Consider the following 20,468-nt stretch of genomic DNA (forward strand, 5'->3'; position numbering starts at 1 on the left):
ATCTCAAAGAGGTACGAAAAGGACAGAGGGACTTACTGTTTATGACATACTGGAAAAATAGAGCAGGATAGAGAAAAACTTAGAAACAAAAAAGCCCCGCATTAGCGGGGCTTTGTATAAATGGTGCCTCGACCCGGAATCGAACCAGGGACACGAGGATTTTCAATCCTCTGCTCTACCAACTGAGCTATCGAGGCACTTAAACAGTGCAATAGTTAAATTAACTATTTAAATAAATGGTGCCGACTAACCGAGTCGAACGGTTGACCTACTGATTACAAGTCAGTTGCTCTACCAGCTGAGCTAAGTCGGCACACTAAACTGTGTGCTAAGGCACTTTATCAATTTTAAAGATTGATAACTTTTAATAAATGGTGCCTCGACCCGGAATCGAACCAGGGACACGAGGATTTTCAATCCTCTGCTCTACCAACTGAGCTATCGAGGCACTTAAACAGTGCAAATAGTTAAATTAACTATTTAAATAAATGGTGCCGACTAACCGAGTCGAACGGTTGACCTACTGATTACAAGTCAGTTGCTCTACCAGCTGAGCTAAGTCGGCACACTAAACTGTGTGCTAAGGCACGTGTAATAATGTTTAATCTTATGATTTGAAACACTATTACTTTAATAATGGTGCCTCGACCCGGAATCGAACCAGGGACACGAGGATTTTCAATCCTCTGCTCTACCAACTGAGCTATCGAGGCACTTAAACAGTGCTAATTAAAAATCTTAACGGATTTTTAATGCAATTCCCAGCTAGCTCTACTGACTGGCTATCTGGGCGTGCGGCGTATTAAACGAGTTTTGCCCCTACAAGTCAACTTTTTTTTTATTCTTTATAATCGTTTGAACGGTTTTCAAACAACTCGAGGCTATTTTCGTTAATACAGTGTATTTATCCAACAAAAGAGTTTAAAAAACGTAGTGAATTATTTTTTTTAGGTGTTACGATTGAATAATAACTTTCGGTACAGGCTTACCGTTTTAATAATAAGACCACAGGAAAATTCATGCAGAGCAAGCCCTCTTCAGCAATAAAAGGCCTACTACCTTTATTCTTAGTTAGTAACCTTATAATAACCGCATTATTTGTAGTCGCCTTTGTGCTTTATTCACAAAGTAATGCTGATAACAATGCATCTGCTCCAACCTCTACTTTATCGTTAACAAAACTTGCTGAGCGTCTTGATCAGCCTTTAGCAGAAGCATTAACAATATACGGGCAAGACAAGGTCACACAATTACTCGATATAACCACCTTACTCAATGATGATTATAAATATACGCTCCACCGTTTTAATGCCAATAATCAAGCCGAGTTAGTTTATAGCAATAACAGTAAAGCAATTGCGCCTTTAGCTGTTAATAAACATATTAAAGAACAAAATACTCTTCATCATTTGATCTCATCAGAGGGACAGGTAATTGGAGAGCTTATTATTGAGCAAACACAGTCCTCAGTTACACCATCAAATCAACACTCACCACTAAATGCCTATTTTGTTGCCTTTGCTGCACTGGTAGTGCTGTTTGTATTAGCACTCATGTTGAATAAGTACATTAACAAGCGATTACATAAAAATACTGATTCACTTACTCAAGAACTAAAAGAAATTACGCAAAATGATAACTATCAAAGCACCCTAAATGAGCAACTAGAGGGTGGTTTAGAAACGGTAGCTCAACAAGTTAATTTGTTACTCAAAAAGGTGAGTAAGGTTCAAGCTGACGATCAAGCGGCGAAAAAAGAATTAAAAAAATTACAAACAAGCCTTGAAACAGAAGTACAAAGCAGAACATTTGAGTTAGAAAAACAAACGCAAAAAGCGCTAAAAGCCAGTGAAACTAAAACCACCTTTTTAGCCACTATGAGTCATGAAATAAGAACACCAATGAATGGCGTAATCGGTACCATTGATTTACTTCGTCAAACAGAACTTGATGGTGCACAGCAACGTTTAAGTACAATTATTCGTGAATCTGCATTTTCGTTACTCAGTATCTTAGATGATATTTTGGATTTTTCTAAAATTGAAGCAGGAAAGCTCAATATAGACCCGACTCCCTTCTCTGTTGCAGATACGCTAGAAGAAGTCGCAAAGGTGTTATCGTCTGTTGCAAAAAACCGTCACCTAGAACTCGATTTATCAATTGCACCCGATATTCCTAATAACCTTATGGGCGACTCAGTCAGGGTTCGCCAAGTACTTTATAACTTATGTAGCAATGCCATTAAATTTACCAGCACTAACGGCTCTACTCAAGGTAGGGTGAAAATATCGGTTGAAGTTGCACACAACACTGCCGATCATTTTACACTCCGTTTTTGTGTAGTTGATAACGGTAAAGGAATGAGTCAGTCTCAATTAAGGAAAATATTCAGCCCGTTTACTCAAGCTGAAAGCTCAATTACCCGAGAATTTGGCGGTACAGGACTTGGGCTTTCAATTTGTAAAAGCTTAACCGAGCTAATGCTTGGTACTATACATGTTACAAGCCATGAGGGGATTGGTAGTGAGTTTACCGTTGAACTGCCTTTTTCAACGGCAGGTAAAACTGAATTTGCTCATAAAAATACACTCAATAATAAACATGTTGTTGTTGTTAGTGACAATGCTGAACGCGGCAAGGTAATTTATCGTTACTTGTCATTCATGGGTGCCAAAATAACCTATGCCCATGAGCAAAAAGATATAGAAGATCATCAAGACACAAAAGATATTATTTGGGTTGTCGATGGTATTGACGACATGAGCAGTATTAGCACTTTGCTAAGAAGTTTACTTTACTCACTAGAAGATAATAATCAGCAAATGGTGGTATTAAGTAAGCTAGATGAAGCCGTTATTAATCATGAAAATATTTTTTATATTAATGCTTCACCACTGTGTAAATCTAACTTTATGCTTTCAATTTTGGTTGCGGCGGGCTTACATAAACCTAAGCAAATAAAAAAAGCTAAAAGCATGAATCATTACTTAAATTCAGAAGAAGCACTCGCTGCAAATAGGCTTGTTTTACTGGTAGAAGATAACTTATTAAACCAAGAAGTACTTACCGAGCAGTTACACATATTAGGGTATAGTGTGGAAGTAGCGAATAATGGTGAGGAAGGCATAGAGATGTGGCGTAAAAACAGCTATTCGCTCATCCTAACCGATTTACATATGCCGAAAATGTCTGGCTACGATATGGTTGAAAAGATTAGAGAAGAAGCGGCACTGTTAGAAGCAATCGACGCTCAACCTTATATTATTGCTGTAACAGCCAATGCCTTAAAAGGCGAAAGAGAGCGCTGTTTAGCTGTGGGAATTAATGACTTTATAACTAAACCGATTGAGTTAAATGCGCTTGAGGACATATTAAATCAATGGAGCGATATAGATAATAAACAGCCAAAACAAATTAGCTCAGCTGAAAAGCCAGCCATGCCTATTAACATGGAGTCTGCCAACAAATATATAAATGGCGATGATGCTAAAAAAATTCGCTTCTTTAAAATGTATTTAGAGCAAAGCCAAGAACAAATTAAATCAATCAACTTTGCGGTACTACAAAAGAGTCAAAGTGAAATTATAGCTGCCTGCCATCAATTGAAATCTATATCAAAAACAGTGGGGGCTAATATTGTGGCTGATTTAGCGCAGTCATTTGAGGATAAGTGTAAGGCTGATGAAATCAATGCCGATGAGTTAATTGAGATGAGAGATGAGCTCGAAATTGAATATTCAAGAGCAGCACAATTTTTAAAAGAACAAATTAGAAACCACGATCAACAAGATGACTTGATTTAACTAAACTGTTCATAGGTATGCACAACAAAAAAGGGCTTTTATAGCCCTTTTTTAACGATTATTTTTCTACTGGCTTATAGCCTTCAATCTCAACCTCTTTTCCTTCAAATAAAAAGCCAACCATTTGCTCTTCTAAAAAGGTACGATGTTCTGGGTCCATCATATTTAAATGCTTTTCGTTGATCAGCATCGTTTGTTTATGCTGCCACTGTCCCCATGCTTCTTTAGATATATTATTAAAAATCTTTTCGCCAATTTCCCCAGGATAAAGTTGAAATCCAAGGCCTTCAGCTTCTTTTTGTAACTTTTGACAAAATACAGTACGTGCCATGATTTATTCTCTCTAACGCTAAATGCTGCTAGTTTAACCTATTGGGCTCATTTGTTTAACCAACTTTTTAGTCGGTGCAGCTAAACCCACCTCTATTGATTGATCAAGTGGATACCATATTAATTGCTTGTCGTTCACCACATCAGGGATTTGCTGAACATTGAGCACATGTGGGTTTATGGTTAGCTCAAAATGTGAGAACACATGGCTAAAAGGCGCTAATATCTCAAGCTCACTTTTTAGCCCTTGCTGTGCTAAAAAAGTATCGAGCTCACTGTGCTCATTAAATTCAAAAAATCCAAATAATCCCCCCCAAATGCCACTACTTGGGCGTTTTTCCATGAGTACTTTGTCGTTATGTTTAATAATTAACTGATGACAACTTTTTTTAGGCACTGCTTTTTTAGGTTTAGAATGTGGGAACGCTTTAACCTTATCCGCATTAAAAGCACCACATTGTGTTTTTAATGGGCATGCTTCACAGTCAAAACGACTTCGTGAACAAAGGCTTGCCCCTAAATCCATCATAGCTTGATTAAACTCAGTCACATTATTTTTAGGGGTGAGTTGTTCACTTAAATGCCACAGCTGATTTTCTACCTTTTTGACGCCATACCAACCTTCAACCATGAAAAATCGTGCAAGCACCCTTTTTACATTGCCATCAAGAATAGGATGATGCTGCCCCAAAGATAAAGATAAAACAGCACCCGCAGTGGAGCGTCCTATTCCGGGTAAATCCATTACCTCTTCAAGTGTGCTGGGAAACTGGCCTTGATATTTGTCTCGCACTATTTTGGCCGTTTTATGCAAGTTGCGCGCGCGTGCATAGTAACCTAGACCAGTCCAGTGATGCAGAACCTGATCTTCATCAGCATTTGCTAAAGCAATAATATCGGGAAAGCTTTGCATAAACTTTTCGAAATAGGGAATAACAGTCACAACTTGGGTTTGCTGCAACATCACCTCAGACACCCACACTTTATAAGGCGTTTTAGCTAATTGCCATGGCAATGTTTTGCGCCCATGGAGATGATACCAATCAACTACTTGGTTAGAAAACCAATCAGACTGCTGCTTTTTTAAATCCAACATATTTACTTTTTTACTAATGCTTAATGGCGGCTCAGTCTATTGTAGTTGTTGAAAAGATCAAGCTATAACGCCCTAGAGCTTGTCAACCCCGCGCGGGTCAGGGATAATACGCAACCATTTTTAAACACATTGTTTTGTCAGGCCAATAATATGAGTGAATCAAGTAACAACAACCTTGAGCAAGCTAAGCAAGAAGGTAAGTATATCCGCACTATTCGTAGTTTTGTAAAACGCGAAGGCCGATTAACCAAAGGCCAAGCCGCTGCAATCGAAAAATGCTGGCCAACAATGGGGCTTGAGCATAAAAACGGCCTGCTTGATTTAAACGCAGTATTTGGCAATGACAATGATGTAGTGTTAGAAATTGGCTTTGGTATGGGCAAGTCATTGGTTGAAATGGCAAAAAATGCACCACATCTTAACTTTATCGGTATAGAAGTACATCGCCCAGGCGTTGGCGCGTGCTTAATGGATGCCGACGAAGCAGGCCTTACTAATCTTCGTGTATTTGAACACGACGCCGTTGAAGTCCTTGCAGATTGTATAAGTGATGAAAGCTTATCGACCTTACAATTGTTCTTTCCTGATCCATGGCACAAAAAGCGTCACCATAAGCGCCGTATTGTACAAACTGAGTTTGCAGAAAAGCTACGTTCTAAATTAAAAATTGGCGGCGTTTTTCATATGGCAACCGATTGGGAAAACTATGCAGAGCATATGCTTGAAGTAATGCAAGCAGCACCTGGTTACAAAAACCAATCAGAGACTAACGACTATGTACCTCGTCCTGATTTACGTCCGCTGACTAAATTTGAACAACGTGGCCATCGTTTAGGCCATGGCGTATGGGATTTAATGTTCGAACGTACTAAATAACCGTTAATTAAATAATCAAGTAAGGTAAAGCCATTTATGAGCGTATTAACCAATCCGAGCCTATTATTACTTCGCAACAGCGAGGAGATAAAAGGTAAATCAATATTGGTGGTCAACTTTGTTCAAGATGGCTTTTTAAATGAGCTAAAAACGCTCAACCCACAAAGTAAAATAACGGCTTTTAACTATAACCATGCAAATGGTGAATTTGCTAAAAACATATCGGGTATAAATGTAGAAGTTAATCACACGATTAGCGCCGGTGAATATGATTTAGTAATTCTTTATTACCCCAAGTCTAAGCCCGAGCTATTAATGGCATTAGACAACATACGCGCAGTGATAAGTAAAGAAGCTGAGCTGCTAGTCGTTGGCGAAAACAAAAGCGGTGTAAAATCAATTGAAAAGCAACTCGCCGGTAAAACGGCGTTTAGTAATAAAATTGACTCTGCAAAACACTGCGTTTTATATTCATTTTCAGAAATAACCCTTAATTCAACATTTGATATTAGTACTTACCACAAAGAGTTTGTGGTAAACGTAAGTGATATTGAGTTTACTGCTGTAAGTATTCCTGGCGTGTTTAACCATGGCGCCCTTGATACCGGCACTAAAATGCTACTAGAAAATGCACCAAATTTAAAACACGGTAACGTTCTTGATTTTGGTTGTGGCGCGGGGCTTATTGCTACGTTTTTAGGGCTAAAAAATCCGGCTCTTACATTTACATGTAGTGATGTAAGCGCACTAGCTGCCTATGCAACAACACAAACGCTTAAACTTAATAACGTTAATGGTGAAGCCGTACTGAGCGATGGTTTAAACAGCATTGCAGGTAAGTTTGATTTAATTATTAGTAACCCACCATTTCATACCGGTATTGCAACTGACTACACAGTGGCCGAATCGTTTTTAAATAATGCTAAACAGCACCTAACTAAAACAGGTAAGCTCACTATTGTTGCTAATAGCTTTTTAAAATATCCACCTATTTTAGAAGCCCAATTTGATAGTTATCAAACGGTGTTTAAGAATAATAAGTTTGCTGTATACAGTAGCTAAAACTTATTATTAATCCCCTATCAAAACATAAATATGCGGTATATTAGCCGCATATTTACTTTATGACGTAGATTAACTGAGAATAAATAGTGTAATTAAGCTAATCTTTTTGCTTCACTTTTTCCTGTTTTTGCTAAACTAGTATTTATTACATTCACAATTGACACGGATGACCCTCTCGCAATGCCTAAAACTGTAGAGCAAAATAGCATTCGTAGCATATTGTTTAAAACCATCATGCTTATAACAGCCATCTGTTTGCTATTATCTCTTTCTATTTCTACTTACTTAAGTACACAAGAGCAAAAAAAGCAGCTGATTAGTAAACTTGTGCTGGTGTCAGAGATCATTGCCTTTGATGCAATGCCGTCATTACTAAATAAAAATAGACCTGCAGAAGAAAGGCGGTTAAAGCTTCTTCAACAAGTCTCATCGGTTACAAACTTACATATTTATGCGCTAGATGAGCAAACAAGAAAACCAGTATTTTTTACCAGTTTTAATGCCCGAAAATCGCCACCTGTACCAATCAAAACAGACAGTATTAACGACTTTATAGAACCCCAAGTAGGTGATGAGTTTATTGAATACATTACTCCAATACTCAATAATGATCAGTTACTGGGTTATGTGTATATTAGGGGCAGCTTGGATAACTTAAATGAGCTTATCACTAAAAAAATTATAATTGATATTGCCATTATCGCTTTAATACTTATCTTCATCTCTTTGATTATTTTAAGGCTACAAAAAAGGATAGCCAGCCCAATAGAAAACTTAAGCTTGTTACTGCAAAACATAGCTAAAAATCATAACTACTACGCCCGGGCGCCTTTAACAAACTTAACTGAAATAACCCGGCTTTCTAACAGCTTAAATGTAATGCTGGCGCGAACACAAAGACAAATAGAGCGCCACGAAGAAGATAAAAAAGAAATTAAGCTACTAAACTCAAATCTTGAAGAAAAAGTAAGCCAACGAACCATCGCGCTCAGAGAAGCAAATAAAGAGTTGCTATCTACACTTGAAAAGATGCACCAATACCAAACTCAAATTGTCGAAAACAAAAAAATGGCTTCATTAGGGCAAATGGTGGCAGGTGTAGCTCATGAGGTAAATACCCCTATAGGGCTTGGGATCACCGGTTCTACTTTACTAAGGGATAAACTCGCGGAGCTACAAATTAACTTTCAAAATAAGTCATTGACTGCCAGTCAATTTGAGCAATTTACTAACGATGGCATTGAAAACTTAGACCTCATCTACAGTAGTTTAAACCGTGTCGCAGAGCTTATTTCTAACTTTAAAAAAGTGGCCGTGATCAAAGATGATGAAATCACTAGCACCGTTCACTTACAGCAGCTCATAAACGATACATTATTGTCTATGGGGCAAGAATTAAGAATAAAAAATCCTAAAGTTCTTATAAATTGTCCAGCAGATTTAACCGTTGAAAGTAAAAAAGGGCCACTGCAGCAAGTTTTCCATCAACTAATTTTAAACTCCCTACTACACGGATTTGTAGCTGGCGGTGACAATGTAGTGCAAATTGATATTGTGGCAACAAACACAAAAACACAAATTACCTACACCGATAACGGCCTAGGTGTAGAGAGCAACATAAGAGCGAAAATTTTTGACCCCTTTGTTACTTCAAAACGCGGTCAAGGAGCCAGTGGATTAGGCATGCATTTAGTTTATAACTTAGTGACCCAGGCTTTGGCTGGAGAAATTGTGTTAGATACTGAGTATCAATCAGGAGCACGATTTATTATTACGCTATTTTAAAAAGTGAAATAAATCCGTTGTCTGCTCTTGAATTACGACTTTATGACCATACTAAGACAGCACTCATTGAACAGTTGTACCATTAATGCTGTATTTTCACACAATTAATGAACTTAATTGTGTTTAACATATCACATACATTGATGAAAAATTGTAAAGTGATATAATTTCGTTTTGAATTAGTCTGATTATTTTAAGTATCTTTAGGTGGTTGATGGATGTATCAATTATTAAAGGGAAATGGCTTCGACTTTATAATTCAAATTATACATCCAACGTTAAGTATCAATTAAGCCGCGGTTTTTAATAATACGTCAAAGTAGGTTTGGGCGCGCAGCTGTTTTTATCTAATTTGTTTTTACTTGTTAACATTTAGATATAATCCTATAATTCTAGTAGTCGGTTTTGATGATCACACCGATTTTAAAATAAAACACACTCCAAAAAGGTTAATTAAAAATGCAAACGCCAGTCATTCTGATCGTAGAGGATGAAGACGTAACTAGACTAAACCTCGTTAGTTTATTTGAAGCCGAAGGTTACAAAGTTATTGAAGCCATTGATGGCGATGATATGCATGATAAGCTTACAAATAACGATGACGTCAATCTTGTAGTTATGGACATCAACCTGCCAGGTAAAAACGGGCTTATTTTAGCTCGCGAATTACGCCAAAAACGCAAAGTTGGTCTTATTTTCTTAACAGGCCGTGACAACGATGTAGACCGTATTTTAGGTCTTGAAATTGGTGCTGATGACTATATTACTAAGCCTTTCAACCCGCGTGAATTAACTATTCGTGCTCGTAACTTAATTACGCGTACTGCATTAGGTGGTGAAGAGTCTGCTATTGAAACAAATGGCGTGATCACCTTTAACGGTTGGGAACTTGACGAAAACAGTCGTTGCCTTACTTCTCCAAACGGAGACGCGAAACGTCTACCTAAAGGCGAATACAGAGCACTGCGTTTAATGCTTGACTCTCCGGGTCGTATATTTAGCCGTGAGCAACTAATTAAACACATGACTGGCCGAGAGCTTCGCGCTAACGACCGTACGGTTGACGTAACAATTCGTCGTATCCGCAAACACTTTGAAAGCGACAACTCAACATCTGAGTTAATCAGCACCATCCATGGTGAAGGTTACCGTTTCATTGGTAAAATCGACAGCTAATTAGTTATTACTCTAATTGCTGTAAAAATAAATGAAGGGCCTGTTGTCCTTCATTTATTTTATCTGTTAACTCCTCAAGCCACACAGCTAACACTTCATCACTTTGCTCCAGCGCCCCATGCTCCATTTGCTTTGCATGCAACTGAACATCATTAAGACCCACCGAACCAGCGGCACCTTTTAATTTGTGCGCAACCGATTTGTACTCTTCTCTATCAGCAGCGTTTAACGAAGCTAATAGCTCTTGTTGGTACTGCGGATTTAGCTTTGCGAACAACTGGCTACTGCGTTTAAATACTTCAACGCCCATCGAATTTACAAAGTCTTCAATGGTTTCAACATCCAACAAGTCAGTATTAATTTGATTTAATAACGCTTGATTGACCACTCGTTGAGGAGCCTCTGTTTGCGCTTGCTTAATGCCAAAGAGTTCAGCGAGCATATTATCTAACTTGCTTGTGTTTATTGGTTTAGCTAGTGCGCCTTGAATAGATATACCCTCAAGCTCTTCTTCAGCACTGCGTACATTGGCCGTTAATGCCACTATTGGTAGCTGATCAAAATGACTTTGAGCGCGAATTTGTCTTGCCACTTCGTCACCATTAATATCAGGCAACTGCATATCAAGTAATACTAAATCTAAGTCATCTTCAGTTTCGACAAACGATAAAGCATCTTCACCCGTTTCAGCCCACAGCACTTCGTGTCCACGTTGCTCTAGTAGGTTAGTAGCAATTTCAGCATTAAGTGGCACATCCTCCACTAATAAAATATATAAGCTACGCCCAACATAACTATGTTCGGTAGGAGCACTACATAAATTCAGCGGAATTTGTACCGTAAAGCAGCTGCCCTCTCCTGGGGTACTATTAACCGTTATTGTGCCTTTCATTGCGCTTACTAACGCTTTGGTGACAGCTAAGCCAATACCTGAACCAATGGCATTGGTGCCTTTAAGATCTGGCGCTTTATAGTACATGTCAAAAATGCGTGTTAGTTGCTCTTGTGGAATGCCTTCACCGGTATCGAGTATTTTAATAATAAGCCAAGGGCCATCTTCACGGTTTTCTCTGGCACAATCTAAGATTACGCTCCCTTGTTGAGTAAACTTAACAGCGTTATTAATTAAGTTCCACACCACTTGGCGTAAACGAGTCGGGTCAAGCAAAGCATATATGTCAAGCATGCCAGAACGCTTCACTTCAAACGAAAGCTCTTTTTGCTCAGCAATAAGGCCTGCAAAGTTAACCACATCGTTGATAAAGTCCGAAACATTAATTTCGTTGGCGGCAATATCTAACTGCTCACGGTCAATTTTATCTAAATCTATAATATCGTTGAATATGTTACCTAGCGTTTCGGCGCTTGAAAACACGGTATTACACCAACTGCGTTGCTGTTTGTTTAATTCGGTATCCAGTAGCATACGCGTTAAGCCCACAATACCATTAAGCGGTGTACGTAACTCATGGCTTAATGTGGCAATAAATTTCCCTTTATCTTTATAAGCTGTTTCCAGTGCCTGCGCAGCTTCTTTACGACTAGTAATATCACGGCCAAACGCAAGTAAACCAATGTAATCCCCTTGTTCATTAATAAAGGGAAGTTTACGCAATTCAAACCACCTAATTTCACCGTTTACTGAGTACTCCACATCTATAGTTAAACCTTGGTGAGTGCGCTCAACTTGCTCATCGGTTCTGAGTACTTCTGATAAAAAGTGGCTTGGGAATATTTCTTCTGCGGCTTTACCAATAAGTTCACCACTGGTTTTGCCCATTACCTCTTCAAACATTTTATTACAACCGGCAAACACCCCGTTGTTATCGCGGTAATAAAATAAATCCGGCGAGGAGTCTACTATTGAGCGCAGTAACATGCCTTGCTGTGCGAGTTCTTGTTGTGTTTTTTTACGCTCTGCAATTTCACGCCTAAGCTCTTCTATTGCTCGGTGTTTGGCATGAAAAGCCATTTTACGTTCGTCAATTTCAATATTTAAGCGGTTAATATTGTCTTTGAGGGTTTGATTTAAAAGCTTCTCTTGTTTTGTGGCACTATCTAAATAAGCATAAGAGGCATCAAGTTGCCGAATAGAGTTTAATAATATACTGATAACTAAAGGAGAAACAACCGAGGTAAAAAATACCACGGCGAGTATATCAACCAAGTTTACTTCGCCTATGGCAACGTAATAAAACATACTTGATAAAACCAGCGATATTGTCAGTAATAATGCATAGCAAATAGCTGCAGTTTTAAACTCACCAAAACGAGTTATTGAACTGGAAAGAACTCGAACCCACGGGTTCAAAGAAGAATCAGTCATATATCAGTTTTTCTCTTAGCTAAATGCTTAGGGTCTGTTGACCTTTCAAGGTTAAAGGCTAATTTTAGCATTTTCTATCAGCTATTTTCATGTTGTGCGACAAAAACAATAAAATTTCATGTTTGGTGTTATTTGCTGCATTTCAGCAAATCTTTATTTAGTGTAAAATGCGGCGTTTTAAATATTGCAAATAACGAGTAACGTATCATGCAAAAAACTATGCCAGATATTGCTAACACGGCTGCCGCATTACAAACAGGTAAATTAGACTGGGTAGGTATGGGCGATATAGAGCTGCCTTTTATTTTTGAATCTCTTGATTTAGCTCCAGTTACCGTTAATGCAAAAGCACGCGCCTTTGTTAATTTACACAAAGCAGATGCTAAAGGCATTCATATGTCGCGACTATTTTTAGCGTTGGATCACCTCTCAACTGAGCAACAGGTCAATCCACAAACCTTAGCACAAGCCTTAGATACCTTTATCACCAGTCATGAAGGCTTAAGTGATAAAGCACACATTGAATTTAAATTTGAATTGCCGCTACGCCGTAAGTCATTACTTAGTGGTAAAGCAGGTTGGAAAAGCTATCCCATTGTACTTACCAGCACTATCAATCAAGGCGTTATTAGTTTTGAGCTCAGCGTTGATGTGACTTATTCATCAACTTGCCCCTGCTCTGCAGCACTGGCTCGCCAATTAATTCAAAACGCATTCAGCGAAAAGTTTTCTCAAGAAACACTCACTCAATCAGAAGTTTTAGAGTGGCTTGGAACAACTCAAGGCATTGTAGCAACCCCGCATTCACAGCGTTCAATTGCTAATGTTAAAGTTAAATTAGCAAATAACATTAAACAGTTTGATGTGGTTAACTTAATAAACTTACTAGAAGATGAGCTAAAAACACCAGTACAAGCTGCGGTAAAACGTGAAGACGAACAAGAGTTTGCTCGCTTAAACGGTCAAAATTTAATGTTTTGTGAAGACGCAGCACGAAAAATTAAAACGACGTTAGAGTCAAAAGAGTTTAGCGATTACTTCCTGCAAATTAACCATTATGAGTCTTTACATGCTCATGATGCAGTTGCGATTGCCGTAAAAGGTATTGAAGGCGGCTATAAAGCATAATAGTGCTCATCCCCATTCGTTAATAAAACAACCATAACAACTATTTGGGCACATAAATTGCTTTAGAAAAGCAGTGTCAATTTGTTGTTATGGAGTTACCGTATGGAATTCGCTTTATTATTAATATTAGTGCTAGTTGTTGGGGCATCTGTCGTTGCGTCAAAATTTAATGATGACGGCGGAAACCCTTATCCTTTTACTCGTAAGCAAAGTGTATTTACCCAAGTAGAAGGGGCGTTTCTGAATTTATTAGAGCGCGCTGTTGGCGATCAATATAAAATTGTTAGTCGCGTTAAACTAATCGATGTGATTGACTGTAAACAAGGCCTGTCTGTTAAATCTAAACGTGCGGCAATGGCTAAAGCAAAAAATAAGCAGCTCGACTTTGTTTTAGTAGATAAAGAAAAAATGACCATAGTGGCTGCGGTTGACTTAGTTAATAACGCCAATAAAGATGGCCACAAAGCACAGCGCGACTGGTTTGTTAATGGCGCATTGGAAGCCGCAGGTATTCCACATATTCGTATGAAAGTGAAGGCAGGCTACCGCCCAAGCGAAGTACGCGATGCAATTATGTTTAAATTAGGTAAGCCAGCGGCATCTAAACCTTCACGACCTACGCGTGCTAGAGTTCATAAACCGGCGGTATTGTCTCCTTCTCAAGCAAAGGCACAATCAACAGCCCTTGCTGAAATATAATCAATAAGTTTATAAAGTGCGGGCTTTTTAAGCTCGCATTTTTGTTTGTTTTACCCCACGTTATTTTTTGCAGTATAATCACCGTATTCAAACTCAGGAATTTAACACTATGAATGTTGGTATTATTGGCGCAATGGAGCCAGAAGTTAAAATTTTGCGCGAGGCGATGCAAAATCCACAAGTTTTAACCAAGGCTGGTTTTACTTTTTACACAGGCGAGCTTGCAGGCAATACCGTCACTTTAGTGCAATCAGGTATTGGTAAAGTCGCTTCGACAATCGCAACCACATTACTTATCGATAACTTCAATCCAGATTGTGTTATTAACACTGGCTCTGCCGGTGGATTCGACCCATCACTAAACGTTGGCGATGTAGTAATTTCATCTGAAGTACGTCATCACGATGTTGATGTAACAGCGTTTGGTTACGAAATTGGCCAAGTACCACAAATGCCAGCAGGTTTTACTGCTCACCCTAAACTTGTAGAAGCAGCCGAGCAAACAATTGCACAAATTAGTGAAGTAAAAACCCTTGTTGGTTTAATTTGCACTGGCGACTCGTTTATGTGCGACCCTGTTCGTATTGAAAAAGCACGCAGTGACTTCCCTACAATGCTAGCAGTAGAGATGGAAGGTGCATCAATTGCGCAAACGTGTTTTGCACTTAATACACCATTTGTTGTTATTCGCTCAATGTCTGATATTGCAGGCAAAGAGTCGCCGCAATCATTTGAAGAATACTTAGAAACAGCCTCTATAAATTCATCAAAAATGGTCGTAGCTTTACTTGAGAAATTAACGGCGGTTACGCTGTAAATGCTCAATAATATTGTTCAAAATCATTTGGACTTTATTGTATTTATTTGTGCGCTCCTTGCTGAGCGCTTTTTACCTTTAGTAAGTTGGTATCACCCTAACCACATACTCTCTGCTATTTTTAGCGCTATAAGCCAGCGTATTTATAAAAAAACAGACACCAAGCAATATCATTATTTAGCAGCCTCAATGGCAAGTACGCTTATACTTAGTACTGTGCTTATTATTGTAGTTTTACTGCTTCAGTTTGCCTTTTACCCCGAGCTGTTATCAGGTCTTATTTTATATTTATGCCTAGAAAACAGTAGCCTGAATAAAAAAGCGATACGCATAGCTAGGCTAGTCAAAAAAAATCAAAAATCGACAGCACGCGAATTATTAAAGCCACTAGTAGCCCGTGAAGTTAATGCACTTTCAAGCCCCGGGATCATTAAAGCCATTATGGAAAGTGTCATACTTAGAACGGCGCGTCATTACTTTGTGGTAATTTTCATATTTTTAGTATTGGGCCCCGTCGCCGCTCTCGCCTATCGTTTAATCACTTTAATTCAACAGGCGTGGCGAAGTGATATAGCCCCAAACAGCTCTTTTTTGATGCCGCTTAAACTGGTTCTTTTTATTGTTGAGTACATTCCCATACGTTTACTCGCGCTGACAATTGCCTCACTAAAGGCCAGTAAAAAAAGCATGCATTATATTAAGCATTATGGCCGACACTTCTATCAAACCAATACAGGCTGGTTACTTAGTGTATGTTCTGCATCTTTGGGGGTACAACTTGGTGGGCCTGCTATTTATAATACACAGCGTTTTAATAAAATGCGTGTCGGTGTAGAGCGTCTTCCCAACGCCGATGACGTACCACAACTACTCAATACACTTAACCAAACTCGCTTTTTTTGGCTTCTGATTATTATTAGCGTTGAAGTTATTAAGGCTGTTCTCGTTTTTAAGTTCGCATAAAAAAACCAGCCGTAGCTGGTTTTTATAATGTCCGAAGTTTTAAGCTACGGTGATATTTGCAAATTTGCGTTTACCTACTTGGTAAATAGCCGTTGTGCCTTTTGCAATTTCCAATTTGGTATCTGTAATTTTGTCTTCGCCGTTAAGCTTTACAGCACCTTGTTTGATCATCCGCATGGCCTCTGAGGTACTCGCCACTAAGCCCGCTTCTTTAAGTAAGTTAGCGATTAAAATTGACTCTTCATCAATATTAACTGTCAGCTCAGGGATTTCATCTGGCAAGGCTTTTTTCTGAAAACGCTGGATGAAGTCATCATGAGCAGCTTGCGCATCAGCTTCACTGTGAAAACGCGCAATTAGCTCTTTAGCTAATTCAATTTTAATATCGCGCGGGTTAGTGCCCTGCTCTACACGCTGTTTTTGCGCTGCAATTTGCTCAATAGAAAGGCTACTTAGCAAATCGTAGTAACGCCACATGAGTACGTCACTAATTGACATGATTTTACCGAACATATCTGAAGGCGTATCAGTAATACCAATATAATTACCGAGTGACTTCGACATTTTCTGAACGCCGTCAGTTCCCTCAAGTAAAGGCATCATTAATACTGTTTGTGGTTTTTGACCTTCATCTTTTTGCAGCTCACGACCCATTAATAGGTTAAAACGCTGATCGGTGCCGCCTAGCTCAACATCTGACTCTAATGCGACTGAATCCCAGCCTTGCACCAGTGGATACAAAAACTCATGAATCGCAATCGATTGACCGCCAGCATAGCGCTTTTTAAAATCATCACGCTCAAGCATACGCGCCACAGTTTGACGCGCGGCTAATTTTATCATCCCCGCAGCGCCTAATTTCTCCATCCATGTAGAGTTAAAAGCGACGGTTGTTTTAGCCGGGTCTAAAATTTTGAACACCTGCTCTTTATAGGTTTCGGCGTTGGCAAGCACGTCATCACGTGTAAGTGGTTTACGGGTCACATTTTTGCCCGTTGGATCACCAATCATACCGGTAAAATCACCAATTAAAAAAATAACCTCATGACCTAAATCTTGAAAGGTTTTCATTTTATTAATGAGTACAGTGTGACCTAGGTGTAAATCTGGAGCCGTAGGATCAAAACCAGCTTTAATTTTTAGCTTTTTCCCCGACTTTAATTTTTCAACCAACTCATCTTCAATTAATATCTCTTCTGCACCGCGTTTTATCTCTGCTAGAGCGGTTTGTAAATCCACTGTGTGTTACTCCAAAAAATTCTGACAACGAAGGGGTGTAATATGCTCACGGTTTATTGCTAGCGCGTTATCACAAAGCAAATAAAACTATTTAGCTAACATAACAAATTTCCACCTAATTAGAACAACTTTTTTAACTAATCGCAGCACCAACTAAAATGCAGGGTGTACGTTCTAAAAGGGGATATAAACGAGCGATTAATAATACGCCAAAAGTGTTTATCACAAACTAAAAACAGTTTACAAATTAATCACTTCTCGTAATTAAACCGTTTTATAAGCTAATTTAACATTATGATGAAAAAGCAAAGTATCCAAGAATATAAAATAGTGTAACAGTTCAACTTTAAACACAAACAGCCTGAATACCCTATGATTTTAGCCTAATTTAACTCGAGTTTAAATCTACAAAATACTAGTATTCACAGATTATTCGTTATATCCTGCAATATAACCTATTTATTATCTTGACAGCAGAAAAAGGCACGTTATGGTTCACGTGGTTAACACGCTCCCCAAAAAACACAAAATGCTTATTCTAGGTTTGGTTTCTGCTATTGTTGCCTTAGCCTTTCTTCCTTCTGAAAAAGCCACTGCATCCAAAGACAATAGTGAAAACACACTAGAAATTGGTAAGCGCTATGAATTACAAATTAAAGTTGGTGAGAACGAAAAACTCACTGACCTAAATTCCGAGCAGGCAGCACAAAAACTTCCAGAATATGATTTTGTCGATCACCAAGTTAAAAATGGTGACAATTTAGCGATTATTTTTAAGCGCGCTGGTTTTTCTGCACAAACGCTGCATAAACTTGTAAACACCAACGCTGAAACACGTAAGCTAACTAAAATTCACCCAGGTGAAACGTTAAGCTTTGCTACCGCCGAAGACGGTTCATTAGCTCAATTACGCTACGTTATTTCTAAAACGGATACGCTATTCGTCACACTTAATGACGAAGGCCAATACGACACCTCAATTGACAGCAAAGAAATAGAAACACTGAGCAAAACAGCCGGTGGGGAAATTTCAAGTAGCTTTTGGACCTCTGCAATTGCAGCAGGTTTAAGTGAACGCCAAATCATGAACTTTGCCGATATATTTGGTTGGGACGTCGATTTTGCTAACGACATTCGCAAGGGTGATGAATTTGGCTTAATTTATGAGTCTCATTTTGTTGACGGTGAGTTTATTGGCACCGGTAAAATTATTGCCGCTGAATTTATAAACCAAGGTGAGCGTTACACCGCTATTCGTCACACAGACGGTAACTTTTACACCCCTGAAGGCCGTAGTATGAAAAAAGCCTTTTTGCGTGCGCCTGTTAATTTCAAATATATTAGTTCAAGCTTTAACCCTCGCCGCCTACACCCAGTTACAGGGCAAGTGAAAGCACACCGAGGTATTGATTACGCTGCGCGTACCGGTACGCCAGTTGTATCATCGGGTAATGGTAAAGTAATTAAAGCAGGCTATAGCAAATATAATGGTAATTACGTATTTATTAGCCATGGTACTCAATATGTTACTAAGTACTTACACCTTAACAAGCGCCTAGTCAGAACAGGGCAAAAGGTAAAACAGGGAGAAAAAATAGGTACTGTTGGCTCAACTGGTCGTGTAACCGGTGCGCATTTACATTATGAGTTTTTGGTTAACGGCGTTCACCGTAACCCTAAAACCGTAAAACTACCTAAGTCTGAACCATTACCTCGTTCAGAGCTTGCTAAATTTAAGCCTATTGCTGATAACTTTATCGCACAACTAGAGCGTAATCGTGAGCTACAACTAGCACTTAGATAACCACTTCACTGATTAAATAAAAAAGCCTTTGTTGGGGTTACCCGCAAAGGCTTTTTTGTGTGTGATATTTAAGTTTCAAACTTAATTTACAAGTACATAAATTAGCTGCACAACCAAAGATATCATGACTAATGGCCAAATATACTTGCTGTATTTGGTAGCACCCTCTAGCCCCATTTTACTTTGGTACCTTTCTAGCAAAGGAATAATGATCACCAAAGCAATCACTAAGCTAATTAAAATAACAAATATATTCATATCAACACCTTTGTATTATACCAATTCGTTCAAATAATATTGAAACGGGTATTAACTTACGGCAAAGCGCAGCCTTTCGCGCTAATATATAACTCATACCAATGCTCTCGACTTAAATTAATATTAATTGCATCACTCGATGCTTTAATACGATCTACATTAGTTGTGCCTATAATTGGCTGAATCGATGCAGGATGGCGAAGTAGCCATGCCAATACAATAGCTTCTGCACTTGTGCCATATAAAACGGCAAGCTTACTAACTAAAATACTCGTGTTTACATCCGCTTGTGACGCTTTTGATAGGTCACCGCCTGAGTATAAACCTTGGCACAAACTGCCCCAACTCTGAATTTGAATGTCATGCTCACGACAATACTCAACACACCCTGGGGTAAAGTTAATATCTTTACCATCGGCATTACCTACATAAATGCCCTCATCAACCCACTGATGTTTTTGTAAACTGGCCTCTATTTGATTTGCCACAATTGGCATATCTAAAGCGCGCTGCAAAAACCTTATTTGATGTTGAGACATATTAGAAACTGCAAAATGACGCACTTTGCCACTTTCTTTTAAACAGCTAAATATTTGCGCAACTTCCTCCACCTCCATTAATGGATCGGGGCGATGTAACATAAGCACATCTAAGTAGTCGGTATTTAATCGTTTAAGTGAGCCCTCAACAGAACGCTCAATCCAATCAGCAGAAAAATCATAACGCTGCGGGTTTTTCTCATCAGCAAAGCGAATACCACACTTAGACTGAATATACATTTGTTCTCTAAGCTCAGGACGCTCAGCCAACGCTTTACCAAAAACGTGCTCAGCTTTGCCTAAGGTATAAATATCAGCGTGATCAAAAAAGTTAATCCCGCTTTCAAATGCTGCGTCTATGCATGAATGAGCTTGCTTTAAGTGCCCACTGTTGATGGCGTCTTTATTCCAAGCACCTCCTAAACCCATACAACCAAATACAAGCTTACTAACCTTGGGTAAATATTTTGCCAGCGGAGTGTGTAACATTTGACAGCCCTTTTAAAAAAATGAAGAGTGATTACTTTAAACAAAAAACCCTATACAAGAAACCGCTTAATCTAA

16 protein-coding genes and 5 tRNA genes are annotated in these 20,468 nt (G+C 38.8%); 10 read left to right on the forward strand and 11 right to left on the reverse strand.

Features of this window, described 5'->3' with window-relative positions; translation table 11 throughout:
• Positions 1-121 precede the first annotated feature (121 nt).
• From N523_RS0103890 to N523_RS0103910, 5 genes are all read right to left on the reverse strand, one after another.
• Positions 122-197, reverse strand: a tRNA-Phe gene (locus N523_RS0103890).
• 40 nt (positions 198-237) lie between these two features.
• Positions 238-313 (reverse strand) — tRNA-Thr (locus tag N523_RS0103895).
• 59 nt (positions 314-372) lie between these two features.
• Positions 373-448: transfer RNA gene (locus tag N523_RS0103900), tRNA-Phe, on the reverse strand.
• Positions 449-489: 41 nt separating this feature from the next.
• Positions 490-565 (reverse strand) — tRNA-Thr (locus N523_RS0103905).
• Between the two features lie 72 nt (positions 566-637).
• Positions 638-713 (reverse strand) — tRNA-Phe (locus tag N523_RS0103910).
• Positions 714-1,019: 306 nt separating this feature from the next.
• On the opposite strand from N523_RS0103910, the gene N523_RS0103915 reads away from it, so the two are divergent.
• Positions 1,020-3,803 carry an ATP-binding protein gene (locus tag N523_RS0103915; protein ID WP_028834374.1) on the forward strand — a complete coding sequence of 928 codons (2,784 nt, stop codon included), beginning with the start codon at positions 1,020-1,022 and terminating at the stop codon, positions 3,801-3,803.
• 58 nt (positions 3,804-3,861) lie between these two features.
• Here the strand turns inward: N523_RS0103915 and N523_RS0103920 are convergent, their stop codons facing one another.
• Together N523_RS0103920 and mutY are read right to left on the reverse strand one after the other, a co-directional pair.
• Positions 3,862-4,134: an oxidative damage protection protein gene (locus N523_RS0103920; protein ID WP_013464143.1), complete on the reverse strand. Its 273-nt coding sequence runs from the start codon at positions 4,132-4,134 to the stop codon at positions 3,862-3,864.
• A 33-nt stretch (positions 4,135-4,167) separates the two neighbouring features.
• On the reverse strand, positions 4,168-5,229 hold the full coding sequence (mutY, locus tag N523_RS0103925; RefSeq protein ID WP_028834375.1) for an A/G-specific adenine glycosylase: 1,062 nt from the start codon (positions 5,227-5,229) through the stop codon (positions 4,168-4,170).
• 150 nt (positions 5,230-5,379) lie between these two features.
• Between mutY and trmB the strand changes: the two genes are divergently transcribed.
• From trmB to arcA, 4 genes are all read left to right on the forward strand, one after another.
• Positions 5,380-6,105 (forward strand): tRNA (guanosine(46)-N7)-methyltransferase TrmB, encoded by a 726-nt coding sequence (trmB, locus tag N523_RS0103930; RefSeq protein WP_028834376.1) that lies wholly within the window; start codon positions 5,380-5,382, stop codon positions 6,103-6,105.
• Between the two features lie 36 nt (positions 6,106-6,141).
• Positions 6,142-7,167, forward strand: coding sequence for a methyltransferase (locus N523_RS0103935; protein WP_028834377.1), 1,026 nt, complete (start codon positions 6,142-6,144; stop codon positions 7,165-7,167).
• A 183-nt stretch (positions 7,168-7,350) separates the two neighbouring features.
• The gene (locus N523_RS0103940; protein WP_028834378.1) at positions 7,351-8,955 is read left to right on the forward strand and encodes an ATP-binding protein; all 1,605 of its coding nucleotides are present in this window, start codon (positions 7,351-7,353) and stop codon (positions 8,953-8,955) included.
• A 459-nt stretch (positions 8,956-9,414) separates the two neighbouring features.
• Positions 9,415-10,131: a two-component system response regulator ArcA gene (gene arcA / locus N523_RS0103945; protein WP_008110444.1), complete on the forward strand. Its 717-nt coding sequence runs from the start codon at positions 9,415-9,417 to the stop codon at positions 10,129-10,131.
• A gap of 7 nt (positions 10,132-10,138) precedes the next feature.
• On the opposite strand, the gene arcB is transcribed toward arcA, so the two are convergent.
• On the reverse strand, positions 10,139-12,457 hold the full coding sequence (gene arcB, locus N523_RS0103950; protein WP_013464139.1) for an aerobic respiration two-component sensor histidine kinase ArcB: 2,319 nt from the start codon (positions 12,455-12,457) through the stop codon (positions 10,139-10,141).
• Positions 12,458-12,664: 207 nt separating this feature from the next.
• Between arcB and folE2 the strand changes: the two genes are divergently transcribed.
• From folE2 to N523_RS0103970, 4 genes are all read left to right on the forward strand, one after another.
• Positions 12,665-13,585 (forward strand): GTP cyclohydrolase FolE2, encoded by a 921-nt coding sequence (gene folE2, locus N523_RS0103955; protein ID WP_028834380.1) that lies wholly within the window; start codon positions 12,665-12,667, stop codon positions 13,583-13,585.
• Between the two features lie 102 nt (positions 13,586-13,687).
• Positions 13,688-14,284 (forward strand): DUF2726 domain-containing protein, encoded by a 597-nt coding sequence (locus tag N523_RS0103960; RefSeq protein ID WP_013464137.1) that lies wholly within the window; start codon positions 13,688-13,690, stop codon positions 14,282-14,284.
• 109 nt (positions 14,285-14,393) lie between these two features.
• A complete protein-coding gene (mtnN, locus tag N523_RS0103965; RefSeq protein WP_016900621.1) occupies positions 14,394-15,101 on the forward strand; it encodes a 5'-methylthioadenosine/S-adenosylhomocysteine nucleosidase in 708 nt (235 codons plus the stop codon).
• A complete protein-coding gene (locus N523_RS0103970) occupies positions 15,102-16,064 on the forward strand; it encodes a cobalamin biosynthesis protein CobD/CbiB (protein ID WP_028834381.1) in 963 nt (320 codons plus the stop codon).
• A gap of 39 nt (positions 16,065-16,103) precedes the next feature.
• Here N523_RS0103970 and tyrS read toward each other — a convergent pair whose 3' ends face one another.
• Positions 16,104-17,303: a tyrosine--tRNA ligase gene (tyrS, locus tag N523_RS0103975; protein WP_028834382.1), complete on the reverse strand. Its 1,200-nt coding sequence runs from the start codon at positions 17,301-17,303 to the stop codon at positions 16,104-16,106.
• Between the two features lie 490 nt (positions 17,304-17,793).
• On the opposite strand from tyrS, the gene N523_RS0103980 reads away from it, so the two are divergent.
• Complete coding sequence (locus tag N523_RS0103980; protein ID WP_013464133.1) at positions 17,794-19,107, forward strand: peptidoglycan DD-metalloendopeptidase family protein; 1,314 nt, start codon at positions 17,794-17,796, stop codon at positions 19,105-19,107.
• An 81-nt stretch (positions 19,108-19,188) separates the two neighbouring features.
• Here the strand turns inward: N523_RS0103980 and N523_RS19520 are convergent, their stop codons facing one another.
• Both N523_RS19520 and N523_RS0103990 read right to left on the reverse strand, forming a co-directional pair.
• Entirely contained in the window at positions 19,189-19,365 is a 177-nt protein-coding gene (locus N523_RS19520; RefSeq protein WP_197019864.1) for a hypothetical protein, read from the reverse strand.
• 56 nt (positions 19,366-19,421) lie between these two features.
• On the reverse strand, positions 19,422-20,393 hold the full coding sequence (locus tag N523_RS0103990) for an aldo/keto reductase (protein ID WP_016900618.1): 972 nt from the start codon (positions 20,391-20,393) through the stop codon (positions 19,422-19,424).
• Positions 20,394-20,468 lie beyond the last annotated feature (75 nt).

It is taken from the genome of Pseudoalteromonas sp. 23_GOM-1509m, assembly GCF_000518425.1.
Classification (GTDB): domain Bacteria; phylum Pseudomonadota; class Gammaproteobacteria; order Enterobacterales; family Alteromonadaceae; genus Pseudoalteromonas; species Pseudoalteromonas tetraodonis.

Excerpts from the sequence above, each read along its gene's own strand:
- N523_RS0103915 (WP_028834374.1), top strand. The coding sequence starts at position 1,020 with ATGCAGAGCAAGCCCTCTTCAGCAATAAAAGGCCTACTACCTTTATTC.
- N523_RS0103920 (WP_013464143.1), bottom strand. The coding sequence starts at position 4,134 with ATGGCACGTACTGTATTTTGTCAAAAGTTACAAAAAGAAGCTGAAGGC.
- mutY (WP_028834375.1), bottom strand. The coding sequence starts at position 5,229 with ATGTTGGATTTAAAAAAGCAGCAGTCTGATTGGTTTTCTAACCAAGTA.
- trmB (WP_028834376.1), top strand. The coding sequence starts at position 5,380 with ATGAGTGAATCAAGTAACAACAACCTTGAGCAAGCTAAGCAAGAAGGT.
- N523_RS0103935 (WP_028834377.1), top strand. The coding sequence starts at position 6,142 with ATGAGCGTATTAACCAATCCGAGCCTATTATTACTTCGCAACAGCGAG.
- N523_RS0103940 (WP_028834378.1), top strand. The coding sequence starts at position 7,351 with ATGCCTAAAACTGTAGAGCAAAATAGCATTCGTAGCATATTGTTTAAA.
- arcA (WP_008110444.1), top strand. The coding sequence starts at position 9,415 with ATGCAAACGCCAGTCATTCTGATCGTAGAGGATGAAGACGTAACTAGA.
- arcB (WP_013464139.1), bottom strand. The coding sequence starts at position 12,457 with ATGACTGATTCTTCTTTGAACCCGTGGGTTCGAGTTCTTTCCAGTTCA.
- folE2 (WP_028834380.1), top strand. The coding sequence starts at position 12,665 with ATGCAAAAAACTATGCCAGATATTGCTAACACGGCTGCCGCATTACAA.
- N523_RS0103960 (WP_013464137.1), top strand. The coding sequence starts at position 13,688 with ATGGAATTCGCTTTATTATTAATATTAGTGCTAGTTGTTGGGGCATCT.
- mtnN (WP_016900621.1), top strand. The coding sequence starts at position 14,394 with ATGAATGTTGGTATTATTGGCGCAATGGAGCCAGAAGTTAAAATTTTG.
- N523_RS0103970 (WP_028834381.1), top strand. The coding sequence starts at position 15,102 with ATGCTCAATAATATTGTTCAAAATCATTTGGACTTTATTGTATTTATT.
- N523_RS0103980 (WP_013464133.1), top strand. The coding sequence starts at position 17,794 with ATGGTTCACGTGGTTAACACGCTCCCCAAAAAACACAAAATGCTTATT.
- N523_RS19520 (WP_197019864.1), bottom strand. The coding sequence starts at position 19,365 with ATGAATATATTTGTTATTTTAATTAGCTTAGTGATTGCTTTGGTGATC.
- N523_RS0103990 (WP_016900618.1), bottom strand. The coding sequence starts at position 20,393 with ATGTTACACACTCCGCTGGCAAAATATTTACCCAAGGTTAGTAAGCTT.